Origin of the sequence: Buchnera aphidicola (Anoecia oenotherae) (genome assembly GCF_005080765.1) — a bacterium.
Taxonomy (GTDB): domain Bacteria; phylum Pseudomonadota; class Gammaproteobacteria; order Enterobacterales; family Enterobacteriaceae; genus Buchnera_E; species Buchnera_E aphidicola_AB.
Genome location: NZ_CP033012.1, coordinates 427,882 through 442,402, shown reverse-complemented (window position 1 = coordinate 442,402; position 14,521 = coordinate 427,882). Strand labels below are relative to the sequence as shown.

The window sequence follows — 14,521 nt, the reverse complement described above, 5'->3', positions numbered from 1 at the left end:
TTTATTTTACTTTTAATTTACGTTTAAAAATTACATAAATTAATAACAGTTATAGAAAAATGAAATGTACATGTAGTAATTATTGTTACTAATACTTTAAAGGTACTAAATAATTAGTAGCGTTATATAGTTTAAATTGATCAAAAAACATAATTATCAAGTATAATATACTATGTTTTATTTTATATAATAATTAGATATTACATATAATTTAAACATTTATTAAATATATATGAATATATTTCTATTGATTTAAAATTAATTATTACTCATCTTATTAAGATCGTTTATTTGAACAAATAATTTTATAACTTTCACTATTTTTTTTAGTATTCCATTCTATTTGTGTATAAGTATATAAATCAATAGAATAAATAGAAATGTTATTTTTTAATAAAATTGAATTCACTAGTTGATGTCTACGTATTAAGGATAAGGAAGAAAAACGTTCAGATACAATAATTAATTTATAATGACTATGATTTTTTTTTATTAAATGAAATTTACTATTATTAAAAATTAGTAAAGTAGTAGTAGATAAATTTTTTTGTAAAATTTTTTTTAACAAATTTTTCATAAAATACTCTTTATTAAATAATATTAATATTATAATAATAAAATTAAAGTTAATTGTTTTTAATTAAATTATTATAAGTTATTTTGTACATATAGCAAAAATTTACTAGTTATATTAATATTTTATACATTAACTTATGTTAGGTAAAAATATTAAACAAGTAATTTTATTTATAATCTAATTAGGTTTGCAAATGAAATTTATAAAAAAAAGTAAAGTTTTTAAAATTTTTTTAATTAGTAGTGCTATTTTACTGTTATATGGTTGTAGTTATAATGGCATTTTAAATGGAAAAGGGATAATAGCCACTCAACAATATGAATTATTAATTACAGCTTTTTTAATTATGTTATTGATTGTAGTTCCAGTAATTGTAATGACTTTACTCTTTTCTTTTTTATACCGATCTTCTAGAAAAAATGCAAATTATGATCCAAATTGGAGTCATTCAAAACCAGTAGAAATTATAGTTTGGACAGTTCCAATAATAATTATATTTTTTTTAGCAAAGATGACATGGAAATCAACGCATGATTTAGATCCAAAAAGAAGCATTTTTTTAGAAAAAGATAAAAAGCCAATTTATATAAATGTTGTTTCTTTAGATTGGAAATGGTTATTTATTTATCCTCAATATAATATAGCAACTATAAATGAAATTTCTATTCCAATAAACGTACCTATCATTTTTAAAATAACATCTAATTCTAATATGAATTCTTTTTTTATTCCTTCACTTGGTAGTCAAATATATGCTATGGCAGGAATGAAAACAACTTTACATCTTATTTCTAATAAAATAGGAGTATTTAAAGGAATTTCTGCAAATTATAGCGGAGAAGGATTTTCTGGAATGAAATTTTCAGTTATATCTAGTAAAAATACTAAAATTTTTATGAAATGGGTTAATAAAGTTAAAAATTCTAAAAAACATATAAATAATTTTTATGATTTTAAAAAAATTTCTGTTCCTAATCAAAATCATAATATAGAATATTTTTCTAGTGTGTATTCAAAAATATTTACGGATATAATTAATCAATTTTATCCATAATTAAATTTTTAATTTTATAAAATTAAAAATGATTATTTTAGGAAAAAAAATGTTTGGTAAATTAAATTTACAATCTATTCCTTATCATGAACCTATAATCATGATTACTTATCTTATAATAATAACTATTGGAAGTATTATCATTTCATATATTACATATATAAGAAAATGGAATGACTTATGGAATATTTGGATTACTTCGGTTGACCATAAAACTATAGGTATAATGTATATGGTTCTTGCTTTTGTAATGTTATTTCGTGGTTTTACAGATGCTATTATGATGAGAATTCAACAGATTCTAGCTTCAACATTAAATCATAGTTCAGGTTTTTTACCGCCGCATCATTATGATCAAATATTTACTGCACATGGTGTCATAATGATTTTTTTTGTAGCTATGCCTTTAATAATTGGATTTATGAATTTTATTATTCCATTGCAAATTGGGGCAAGAGATGTTGCTTTTCCATTTCTGAATAATTTAAGTTTTTGGTTAACTGTAAGTGGAGCAATATTAATTAATATTTCGTTAGGAATTGGAGAATTTGCGGCTACAGGTTGGTTGGCATACCCTCCATTATCAGAAATAATATATAGTCCAGGAGTAGGAGTTGATTATTGGATTTGGAGTTTGCAAATTTCAGGTATAGGAACAACTTTAACAGCAATTAATTTTCTAGTGACTATTATACAATTACGAGCACCAGGAATGAGTATGTTTAAAATGCCAGTTTTTACTTGGACATCTCTATGCTCAAATCTATTAATTTTAATTTCTTTTCCAGTTTTAACAACTACTTTATCATTATTAAGTTTAGATAGATATTTTGGATTCCATTTTTTTACAAATGATTTTTATGGAAATCCTATGATGTATATTAATTTAATTTGGATTTGGGGTCATCCAGAAGTTTATATTTTAATTTTACCTGTATTTGGAATTTTTTCTGAAATTGTTTCTACGTTTTCTAAAAAAACTTTATTTGGATATGTTTCGTTAGTATGGGCTACAATAGTTATTACTATTTTATCTTTCATAGTTTGGTTGCACCATTTTTTTACTATGGGAGCAGGATCTAATGTGAATTCTTTTTTTAGTATAGCTACAATGATTATATCAATTCCTACTGGAGTAAAAATCTTTAATTGGTTATTTACTATGTACAAAGGAAGAATTGAAATGCATTCTTCAATGTTATGGACTATAGGATTTTTAATTTCTTTTACTATTGGAGGTATGACGGGAGTATTACTATCTATACCAGCACTTGATTTTGTATTACATAATAGTTTATTTTTAATAGCACATTTTCATAATATGATCATTGGAGGAGTGATTTTTGGATGTTTTGCAGGAATAAACTATTGGTTTCCAAAATGTTTTGGGTTTGTTTTAAACGAATTTTGGGGAAAAATAGCTTTTTTATTTTGGATTACTGGATTTTTTATTGCGTTTATGCCTTTATATTTATTAGGATTTATGGGTATGACACGTCGTATTAGTCAAAACATTGATCCAGAATTTCATACTTTATTATTAATTTCAGGTATAGGAGTATTTTTAATTTTATTGGGAATAATAAGTCAAGTAATTCAATTTTATTTCTCTATAAAGAATAGAAAAAAGAATATAGATTTTTCTGGAGATCCTTGGGATGGAAGAACTTTAGAGTGGTCTGTTTCTTCTCCTCCTCCATTTTATAATTTTTCAAAAATACCGAATATAACAAATAGAGATGCTTTTTGGTTTTCAAAAAATAAAAAGATAAAAAAAAATATATTACATGAAAAACAATATTTTTTTAAAATGCCAACAAATTCTAAATATGGGGTTTTAATTGGACTTTTTTCTACTTTTTTAGGATTTTCTGCTGTATGGCATATTTGGTGGTTATTCTCTTTTTCACTTGTCTTTATATTAATGTTAATAATAGTTAGAAGTTTTATTAAAAGCAATAAACAAATTATAACATCTAATGATGTTTTAAAAATAGAAAGTCAGTGGATTAAACATTTAAATAAAAAGAAAGCTTATGATAGAAAATAAAATTTTAAAAGAAAAAAAAGAACTACACCATGAAAAATTTAATTTTATATTAGATAGAAAAAAAACGTTTGGTTTTTGGATCTATTTAATGAGCGACTGTATTATTTTTGCAACTTTGTTTTCTGTATATTCAGTTATGCATAGTAGTTGTCCATATTTTTTACAAAAAAATTCATTATTTAAAATAAATACTGTTATTTTAGAAACTATTTTACTATTATTTAGTTCGGTTTCTTATGGGATATCTATGCATTTTTTACTAAAAAATCATTTAAAAAAAGCATATTTTACTTTTATTGTATCTTTTATATTAGGATGTTATTTCATATTCACTGAATATGTTGAGTTATATACACTTATATTACATGGATACGGACCTACAAAAAATGCTTTTTTATCTTCTTTTTTTACGCTATTAGCAACACATGGCATTCATGTGTTTATAGGAATAATATGGATGGTAGTTTTGATTATTCAACTAGCATTCAAGAAAAATTATTCTTCGACTTTAATAAATGATTTTTTTTGTTTAGGACTATTTTGGCATTTCTTAGACATAATATGGATTTGTATATATACTTTTGTTTATTTAATTGGTGCTTTATGATTATAAAAAAACATAGCAAAGAAAAAAATAATTTTATAAAAAGCAATATATATTCGTATTTTTTTGGTTTTATTTTTTCTGTTTGTTTATCTTTTATTCCATTTTTTTTAATAGAAAAAAAAATAAATGTTTTGAATAGTAAGATTTATACAAATTTAATAATTTTACTTTGTTGTTGTTTGCAAATTTTTTTTCAAATATATTATTTTTTACATTTAAAAGATTCTATGGGTAATTTTTGGAATATTGTTTTTTTATTATTTACTTTTATAATTATGTTGATAATAATAATAGGATCAACTTGGATTATGTATAATTTACATTATAATGTTATGATTCATCAATATTAAATTGATTGTAAAATAATAACTTATGATAAATTATTTTAAGGTTGTAAAACCTAGAATTATAATTGGTAACTTAATCTCTTTAATTGGAGGATTTTTCTTAGCATCTAGAGGAACAGTTATTTGGGATTTATTGCTTTTTTCTTTAACTGGTACTCTTTTTGTTATTGCTTCTGCTTGTGTTTTTAATAACATTATTGACATAGATTTAGATAAAAAAATGAAAAGGACAAAAAATAGAGTATTACCTAAAAATTTAATACCAATTCAGCACGTTTTTATATATGGTATTTTATTAGCAATATTAGGTTTTAATATTATTTATTTTTATGTTAATAAACTATGTTTTTATTTAATTGCATTTGCTTTTTTTATATATGTATTTGTATATACATTATTCACTAAAAGATATTCTGTATATTCAACTTTTATTGGATCATTATCAGGAGCTATTCCTCCTGTTATAGGTTATTGTTCGGTTAAAAATAAAATTGATTTGTGTTCTTTATTACTATATATATCATTGATATTTTGGCAAATATCGCATTTTTATTCTATATCTTTATATTCTTTAGAAGATTATAGAAAATCAGGAATACCAATATTGCCTATTTATAAAAATATAAAAATAACTAAAATATACATCATTTTATTTATTTTTTTTTATATTATTGTTAATGCAATTTTATTGTACTTTTCATATGTTAAAATACAATACTTTATAATATTAGGAATATTTTCTTTTTTATGGTTATTTCTAGCTATTTATGGTTTATTTAAAAACGTAAATTTATACTTATGGTCTAAAAAATTATTTATTTTTTCTTTATTAACAATGTGTGTAAATGTATTAGTAATGATGATAGATAATTTTTATTTATTATAAATAAATTTACTATATATTATATATAATTTGATGTTTAGAATGATTACAAGTTATAAGCAAATATTTGGTCTAGGAAGTCCAGCTATTTTACTTGCTTGTTTTAATGGTCCTTTTGGAAATAGTAAGAATAAATACTGGCTATTAAATTTTTTTTTACTATATTTTTTTTTCATATTGTGAATGATTATTCTTAATGAAGGAAATATATGGTATTCGCAATAAAATTGTCGAATAAAAAAAATGATTTTCCAATGATCTGTATTGAGAATTAAAGATTCTTTTACTGCTATTCTATTAGCTATGTTAAAGTCCCATTTTTTATAGTTTAGTAAATATCCTTTAGAATCTATATTCATTATTATTAACCTAGTTTTAAAAAGTTTTAAATAAATGTTTTTATTTATTTATTTATTTTTTTATTTGTATAGAGTTCTAAAAAATAATTTAGGGTAAAAAACATTTTAGTTGATATATTAAAAAACAATAATTAGTCTATAATATATATATATAGAAGTATTAATTATATAATTTTTTAAAAAAAATCTTTTTATTGTTTTAATACTAATTGTTTACATTTTAAAAATTAAAATAATTTATTTATTAGAACTTTTTTGTTAAATATATTTTGAATCTATTTGTTAAATTCAAACAAATTTTTATTTAATTAAATATAGTATAGTTAGTAACTATTATCTGATTTTTCTCATTTTTATTGAAATTTTTGTGCTTATCTCATCTTTTTTATTTAATATTTTATATAATATAGAATATTAAAATAACTTAGTACGATTTTTGTATAGTAATATGGTATTTACTATTATTATTTAAATGAAGAAAAAATATAGTGAATATTATATATTCATAGAATTTTTATTTACTCTTTAATATTTTTAGTTATATAGGTATATATGTATATGTTTTATATTTTTAGTATATTTTAAATCATTTTTAATATATTAAAAATAATTCACCTGTATTTAAAATAGATATAGTAGCATTTTCTTATATCTTTTTTTATTTCTTTTTTCTTATTTATTCTAATATACAAAAAAATATCTTCTATAAATTATAGATATGATTATTATATTAGTAATTACTTTATAAATTTTTAAAATAGTTATAAAAAATTATTAGAAAAACTTATTATTAAAAGTATGTATTTTTAAAAAAAATTTCTAATTATATTTTTAATGAATTTTTATACAGTATATATATATATATCATATATATATTTTTTTTAATCTTAACATTTACTTAAAATATATTAGTAATAATTGTAATTATACATATGGTTTTATATGCAAAAAACTTTCAATATATATTCTTATATATTTGTATGTCAATTATAAAAATAAGTGTTTTTTAGATATAAAAATACTAAATTTTTTTTAGTATGTATGTATTGTTATTAAAATTTAATTTTAAAGATATGTATATAAATATTATAAAAATAATTTTCTTATATTTGTGATAAATTAAAATAAATAGTTCATTTTATAAATAAAATTACTTTTGTTAAATAAGTTTTTTGAGTTAAACATTTTTAATTATATTTGTTTATAATATATGTATAATTATATACTTATAAGTTAATTTATATTTTTGATAATTAAATTAAAATTAGAATATATTAATGACTTACTTTTTTTTTTAATTTTATAAAAAAATTATTTTATATATTTATTAAATTTAAATTTGTAAAATTGAATAAAATTAATAATTATTACAATTATTTAATTATTCTATTTTTAAATTTATATAAATATATAGATATATATTTCTATTATACAAAATGTATAAAATATATATTTATACAATATATATTTTTTATAAAAAGATTTATTTTTAATATTTTTAATATTATAATAAATAATTATACTATGTATATATTTTTATATAAAAAGTATAATTTTAATTTTAAATAATCTTGATCATACAAATTAGTTTTAAAAATCATTTTTAGTATATCTTAGTTCAACAGCAGCTTTATCTAATACTCCATTAATAAATTTATGACTTTTTTCAGCACCAAAAGATTTTGCTAATTCAATTCCTTCATTAATAGAAACTCTATATGGTATATCGTTTCTTTTTAACAATTCATAAAAAGATATACGAAGAATAGCTTTTTCTATTTCTCCTAAATTTTTTAAATCACGGGAAAGATATGGAGATATCAGTTTATCAAGATATTTATAATTGTTAGTAACGCCAAGTATTAATTCATAAAAATATTTTATATCAACATTTTTACTATCATATTCTAAAAAAAAATAGTCTATATTATCTTTAATGTTATTATTAGATAATTGCCATGAATAGAGTAATTGTACAGCATATTCTCTAGCTTTTCTTCGTTCTGATGGTTTCATACTTGTCCTGTAATGTGTAATTTATATAAATAGTGATTTAACAATTAAAAATTTTAAATTAAAAAAAGTTTATTTTTATAAGTTTAAAATTATGTTGTTAGCAGTGCGTTTTTGAATAAAAATTTAGCATATATCTTTATAACATTTAATTAAACAAATAAAAAACATTATTTATTTAATAAAATTAATTTTGCGATTTAAATTGAATTTTAAATATAAAATTTTAGTAAATATTTACAATTTATAATAAAATTATTTAAAAAAAATGCATTAACATGTTTAATGCATATTTATTTGTAACAATGCAAAAATAAAATATTTTTTATAAAATATTTTTTTTTAATTTCAATATTGTAAATAAGATTATTATTTTTAAATTTTAAATACGATAGAATATGAAAATAAATATATAGTTTTTATTATTTTTGTAGTAGTATTAGTTTTAAACAAAAAATATTGTTATTAGTATTACTAAATAAAAGGTATATTTTTAAAATTTAAAATAACAAATTTTATTCACATATTGTAATAAATAGGTATTCATCATGTGATATGCGTTTTTTTTATTTTTTTAAATAAATTAAGACAAAATTGATTATTAGTGAGTTTTAATATATAAATCATTTTCAATGATTAAAAAATAATTATTTTTAATATTTAGATTGTTTTGCAAAATGTATGTTTTTGATTATAGTTTTTAACTAAATGACAATAGCTTGTATAATAATCTATGTTTTTAATTTATTAAATATGTGTAAATTAAAATTAAAATTTAGTAAAATACGGGTTTTAAATAAAAGTAATTCGATTTAAATAAAATCTATTCCTATTAAAATAAAATTAATTAAATATAGAAAGTATATGAAATATTTTTTATATATATATAGTATATAGTAAAATTCTAAGTAGTTAGAATAAATGATTTTTAAACATTTTATTTATAATCGTTTTTATTTAAAATAAATATTAAAATTATTGCTAAATATTGTTTGGTATAGTATAATGATAACCTGTAATAGAAATTATATTCTATTAGTTTTTCATTTTATTTTAAAACATCGCGGGGTGGAGCAGTCTGGTAGCTCGTCGGGCTCATAACCCGAAGGTCGTTGGTTCAAATCCAGCTCCCGCAACCAAAATAACATTTAGTACTTCTAATAAAAATATATTAAGTATAATTGTAAAAGAATTTATTGTTAACATGTAAAATTTTTAATTCTTAATCAAGAAATTAATCTTAATATATTCTGCTAAAATTAGTATTCTGATACTTCAATATTTTAAAAAAAATATTTTTTTTTCCGTAAATAAAAATTTCTTTCTTAGATCTAGTAATAGCAGTATAAATTAATTCTTTAGTAATAAATTCAATGTTTTTAATAGGCATAATTAAGCTAACAGCATTATATTCTGAACCTTGAGAACGATGTACTGATATAAACCAAGCTAACTTATAATGAGTAACAAGATAACAAGAAATTTTTTTTAATCTAAAATTAGCAAGCAAAAAGAATATTTTTAACTTTTTGTTTTTATCATATAAAACTATTCCAATATCTCCATTATATATTCCTAAAACATTACAATTTTTAGTAATTATAATTGGTTTTCCTTCATACCAAACTTCTTTATCAAATAAATTTAAATTTTTCATAGATAAAAAATTGTGTTTTTGTATATAACATTCTATAACTTTATTTAAAATTTTAGTTCCAAAATTACTAATATTTGTTGCACACAACGCTTGATGATATTGAAAAATAGTTAAAATATTTTTTGGGGATTCATTATTTTTAACAGATTGAAAATAATTCTTATAACATTTAGTAATATTTTTTATCATGTACTGATAACTGACTACATCATTTATTTGAAAAAAATTGATTTTATTTGAATTTTTATTAAAAATGTTATTAATAATTTTTATATCATTATGCAATATAGCACGAGAAAAAAAATCAATATTTGAATTTTTTTCATAACGATGGGTTTTTTTTAAAACAACAAATTTGTTACTAATATAATTTTGATCTAAATTACTTAATGGTAAAAGTTTGTTAGGTCCTAAATTTTTTATATTTTTTATAAGATCAATTGTATATCCATTTTTATAATAGTTAAAAACATCTTTAAATATTGATCCAGATTTTATAGGTGGTAACTGATTAATATCTCCTAAAAATAGAAGAATTGTTTTTTTTGATAACGAATCTATTATTTTGCAAAACATATCAATATCAATCATAGAAGATTCATCAATAATTAATAAATCTAATTTTAATACATGATTTTTATGATAATAAGGTTGAGAAAAATTGTTTTTAATTCCTAATAAAGAATGTAGCGTTTTAACGCTATATTTAAATGTTATTTTATTGCTATTAATATTTTTATTTTTTTTTAATTCTATTAATGTTTTTTGAACAGAATATGCTAGTTTTATTGTAGATTTTCCAGTTGGAGAAGATAATCCAACATTAATTTCTTTTTTTTTTATAATACAAAACGCGATGATTAGTTTAGCTATCATAGTAGTTTTACCTGTCCCAGGTTTTCCTGTTATAAAAGTAGTTTTATTCATTAAACTAATAAAAAGAGCTAATTTTTTTTCTTGTTCATCATATTTTAAAAATAATAAATTTATTACTTTAATATAGTTTTTAACATTTTTTGTATTATATATTTCTCTTTGATATATAAAATTTATAACTTTTTTTTCTAATTTCCACATAGAATATAAGTATATTGAATCGTTATCTATTACAATAGGAGCAATTAAATTATCTGGATCAGTTGTTATAGCATGACTAGTACTAATTTTTTTTATCCATATTTTTTTTTCGAATTTTATTTTTTTCCAAATTTTATTTAAACATTGAGTATTTTTTTTGATAAAAACATTTTTTTTTTTAAAAAAATAAAAGGAAGGCATATGTTTCCTCGCCAGGTAAAATTACTAACACAAGAAGCTAAAAACATTAATTCTTCTTCATTTTCTTTAGCAATTATTGTAGAAAAATGAAAATCAAAAAATCGAATAATATTTTTTTTTACTAATAATGATAATATTTTTTTCATAAATTTTTTTAAAATACTCCAGAAAAAAGTTGATCTAACTTATTTATTAAAGAAAAATTTGGAATTACATGAAATATTCCATTGTTTTTGTTTTTTTTTCTATTATCTATTGCTCTTAAAAAAATGTAAATAACACCTCCAAAATGCGTTGAATAGTTATATTTTCGAATTCTTAACTTTAAATATCTATGAATAGCAAGAGTATACAATTGATATTGTATATGATAATGATTTTTTTTTATAATTGACTGTAATGCTTTACTAGAATAATAACTATTATTGATTCCTAACCAATCTGATTTATATTCTAAAATATAAAATTTTTTTTTATGCATAACAATTAAATCAATAAATCCATGAAGTAATCCATGTATTCTATTAGAAAATTGATTATACATTGTTTTTTCGTAACAATTTGAATTGTTTAAGATGTTAAATAAATCTAATTTATGTATTTTGTTTAGTATTGGAATATGAAATTCAAATTCTTTTTTTAAAAAAGTTGGATTTAATTTAAATAATTTAAATTCTTGGTTTAGAAAAAAAGTATTAATAACATTATTCATCCAACGTGTTAAAGGAGAAGTCCATTTTTTTTCTAAATTAATTTTACACATTTGTTTTTGAATCCAAATTTCATCAAATAAATATAAAAAATTATGATTTTTTAAAAGTAAATGTATAAATTTTCCGATTTTTTTTCCTTTTGGAAAAGTATGTGAGTTTAATATTTTTTCTGTTATATTTTCTTCGATTTTTTTATATCTTATTATCAAATATTGACTAACATTTGTAGATTTATGTACAAAATTTTTAATTATATTAGAATAACTGAACATATTCCAACTATTTAGTTTTTTTCTGTTAAATTTATCTATTGTTGATAAATATATATTTTTTTTTTCTTTATTTTCTACATTAGAAAAACATCTAATATAATTAGTAACATTTATTACATTTTTAATGTGTACTAGTTTAAATGTTTTAAACAAATTATTAGAGTTTATATAGGATTTATCCCGTAATAAGTATCCTAATCCAGTTTCATATAAAGATTTAGTATTAAATTTTTTCTTATAAACTGGAGCTACACTTATGCTACAATGCAATATAGATCTAGTTAAAGCAACGTATAATAATCTTAAATCTTCAGATAGCATTTCTTTTTTAGATAAGATAACGTTTTTTGTTTTCTTTTCTATATCTAAATTGAAATAATTTGTTTTTTTATTGTAAAACATACATAAATTATTTTTTACAGAAGAAATTCCGAATGGAATCCATACAATAGGAAATTCTAATCCTTTAGATTGATGTATACTAATAATTTTTATACAATTTTTAGAATGTGGTATTTGAACGTATTGTGAATTACATTCATTTTTTTCATACAAAACTTTTTTTTTTAACCAAGATAACAATAAATTGTTAGACTTAAAATAATCGCTTTTTTTTTCTAATATTTCAGCTAATTGTAAATAATTTAAAATAGAATAATCTTTTTCTTGACTTAATATAAATTTAACATTCGAGATTTCATTAAAAACAATTTTTTTTATAAAAAAAGAAATTCCAAATTTTTTCCAATATTTTTTATATAAGTACATTTTTTTTAAGAAATCATAAAAAATAATTTTATTATTTTTTAAGCAATAAATATCAAAAAAATTTTTAAAAAAAATATTAGTCATAATTACTTGGTTTAAATATTTTTTATTACTTAAATCTAGTATAGATCTCATTATATAAAATAGATTTTTTGCTTCTAAAGAAGAAAAAATTGTTTTTTGTTCAGAAAAGTATGTAGATTCTATATTTAATTCACTTAATGATTTTTGAATTATTTCAGATTCATATTTATTTCTTACTATAATTGTAATATGTTCTATATCAAAAAATTGATGAGTTCCATTAAAATATAATTCTGCTTTTTTTTCTTTTCCTTTTTGAAGCCAGTAATTTATATTAGCTGCACATTTATCAGCACTACTTTTCTTATATTTTTTTAATGAAATTAATTTTTTAGACACAAAAAATATTTTTAATGCTGATTGAGTAACTCCATGTATTTTAAAAGACATATTACATGTTTGAAAATTAATTTTATTTGGGATAGAACTTTTAAAAAAAGAAATATCTTGAAAAAGAAATGGTATAGTATTTTTACTAAAAATAATATTAATACTTTTAATCATATTTTTAGAAGATCTCCAATTATTTTTCAATGTATGTATATTTTTAATCTTTGATTTTATCTTAAGATAAGAAAAAATATTAGAACCTTGGAAACTATAAATCGCTTGTTTAGGATCTCCTATTAAAATTAAAGAAGAACACTTTTTTTGCGTATATATTTTTGAAAAAATTGAGTATTGTTGATAGTTAATATCTTGAAATTCATCTATAAATGCTATAGGATATGCTTTTTGCAAAGCAGCAGTAACATTTTGATTAGTTAAAATTTTTTTTTTAATTAAGATTTCTAATTCATTAAATTCTAATTGAAAATTTTCTTTTTTTATTTTTTGTATAAATATTTTTATATTTTTTATAGCATAAAATAAAAAAATATTTTTTAAAGAAAACTTTATTTTTAAAAAGTTATTTACATTTTTAAGAAAATTGTTCACTTGATTATTTTTTTTATCTACATATATAAAATATGTATTTAATTTAAAATTAAGTAATTCTTTTGGTATGTAATAATCGTTAGTGCTAGCACTACTCCATGTAGTGATTACACTAAATTGTTTTGATAATTTTTTTAAATTATAATTAACATTATTTAATGATAAAGATTTGTATATTTTTAGTATATTTCTATTTTCTTTTGTCCAATAATTTTTAAAATCTACTATATGGTTAATTAATATTTCATGTTGTTCAATTAAAGATTTTTTATATATTTTAGATTTAATAATTTTTCCGAAATTAATATTTAACCAAGGATTGATATGCTTGAATAATGCTGTAGGTTCTTTCCAATACGTAAAAATTATTTTTGATATATCTTTAGGAAGTTTATAACAATAATGTTGCCAAAAAAAAATAGTAGCATTTAGTCGTAAATTAAAAACATCTGTTACAAACTTATTTTTAAAAATAATTCCACAGGAAAATTTATATATATCTAATACGTATTTATAATAACTGTGAACAGTGTAAATAGCAATTTTATCTAAATTGTTTAAAGAAAATGTTAATATTTGAATTGCTTTATTAATATTTTTTATTTTATTCATAAAGGACAAAAAGATAGGATGTGTCGTATAATTCTTTTTAAATGCTAATTTAAGTTCAAACATTGTTTTTTGAATTCTATTTTTTAGCTCTTTTTTAGCACTATTTGTAAAAGTAATAATTAATATATTTTGTATGTTAAGTTGTAATTTTTGTAATGTTGTATCTTTTAAACCTAATAACAATCGTAAATATAAAAATACAATTGTAGAAGTTTTTCCAGTTCCAGCTGAAGCTTCAACTAGATGTTGTCCTGGCAAAGAAATGTTAAATATATCAAGATTTTTATTCATTATTAATGATATGTATG

Annotated in this window: 11 protein-coding genes and 1 tRNA gene; 6 read left to right on the top strand and 6 right to left on the bottom strand. The window is 19.2% G+C overall.

Annotation, left to right across the window (positions count from 1 at the left end; translation table 11 throughout):
* Window positions 1–277 precede the first annotated feature (277 nt).
* Window positions 278–577, bottom strand: coding sequence for a BolA family protein (locus D9V65_RS01825; RefSeq protein WP_158341953.1), 300 nt, complete (start codon window positions 575–577; stop codon window positions 278–280).
* Between the two features lie 193 nt (window positions 578–770).
* On the opposite strand from D9V65_RS01825, the gene cyoA reads away from it, so the two are divergent.
* From cyoA to cyoE, 5 genes are read left to right on the top strand one after another with little or no spacing between them, the layout of a single operon-like run.
* Window positions 771–1,631: a ubiquinol oxidase subunit II gene (gene cyoA / locus D9V65_RS01820; RefSeq protein ID WP_158341951.1), complete on the top strand. Its 861-nt coding sequence runs from the start codon at window positions 771–773 to the stop codon at window positions 1,629–1,631.
* A 49-nt stretch (window positions 1,632–1,680) separates the two neighbouring features.
* Window positions 1,681–3,681, top strand: coding sequence for a cytochrome o ubiquinol oxidase subunit I (gene cyoB, locus D9V65_RS01815; protein WP_158341950.1), 2,001 nt, complete (start codon window positions 1,681–1,683; stop codon window positions 3,679–3,681).
* Window positions 3,668–4,288, top strand: coding sequence for a cytochrome c oxidase subunit 3 (locus D9V65_RS01810; protein WP_158341948.1), 621 nt, complete (start codon window positions 3,668–3,670; stop codon window positions 4,286–4,288). The genes cyoB and D9V65_RS01810 overlap by 14 nt, the downstream gene beginning before the upstream one ends.
* Complete coding sequence (locus D9V65_RS01805; protein WP_315984276.1) at window positions 4,243–4,638, top strand: cytochrome o ubiquinol/quinol oxidase subunit IV; 396 nt, start codon at window positions 4,243–4,245, stop codon at window positions 4,636–4,638. The genes D9V65_RS01810 and D9V65_RS01805 overlap by 46 nt, the downstream gene beginning before the upstream one ends.
* 22 nt (window positions 4,639–4,660) lie before the next feature.
* Complete coding sequence (gene cyoE / locus D9V65_RS01800) at window positions 4,661–5,521, top strand: heme o synthase (protein WP_158341944.1); 861 nt, start codon at window positions 4,661–4,663, stop codon at window positions 5,519–5,521.
* Between the two features lie 50 nt (window positions 5,522–5,571).
* On the opposite strand, the gene D9V65_RS01795 is transcribed toward cyoE, so the two are convergent.
* Together D9V65_RS01795 and nusB are read right to left on the bottom strand one after the other, a co-directional pair.
* Entirely contained in the window at window positions 5,572–5,877 is a 306-nt protein-coding gene (locus D9V65_RS01795) for a TusE/DsrC/DsvC family sulfur relay protein (protein ID WP_158341942.1), read from the bottom strand.
* A gap of 1,590 nt (window positions 5,878–7,467) precedes the next feature.
* Entirely contained in the window at window positions 7,468–7,893 is a 426-nt protein-coding gene (gene nusB / locus D9V65_RS01790; protein ID WP_158341940.1) for a transcription antitermination factor NusB, read from the bottom strand.
* Between the two features lie 1,059 nt (window positions 7,894–8,952).
* Here nusB and D9V65_RS01785 point away from each other — a divergent pair.
* Window positions 8,953–9,029, top strand: a tRNA-Met gene (locus D9V65_RS01785).
* A 101-nt stretch (window positions 9,030–9,130) separates the two neighbouring features.
* Here D9V65_RS01785 and recD read toward each other — a convergent pair.
* From recD to recB, 3 genes are read right to left on the bottom strand one after another with little or no spacing between them, the layout of a single operon-like run.
* Complete coding sequence (recD, locus tag D9V65_RS01780) at window positions 9,131–10,825, bottom strand: exodeoxyribonuclease V subunit alpha (RefSeq protein ID WP_158341938.1); 1,695 nt, start codon at window positions 10,823–10,825, stop codon at window positions 9,131–9,133.
* Window positions 10,762–10,971 (bottom strand): hypothetical protein, encoded by a 210-nt coding sequence (locus D9V65_RS01775; RefSeq protein WP_158341936.1) that lies wholly within the window; start codon window positions 10,969–10,971, stop codon window positions 10,762–10,764. The genes recD and D9V65_RS01775 overlap by 64 nt, the downstream gene beginning before the upstream one ends.
* A gap of 8 nt (window positions 10,972–10,979) precedes the next feature.
* Window positions 10,980–14,504, bottom strand: coding sequence for an exodeoxyribonuclease V subunit beta (gene recB / locus D9V65_RS01770; RefSeq protein WP_158341934.1), 3,525 nt, complete (start codon window positions 14,502–14,504; stop codon window positions 10,980–10,982).
* Window positions 14,505–14,521: the final 17 nt, after the last annotated feature.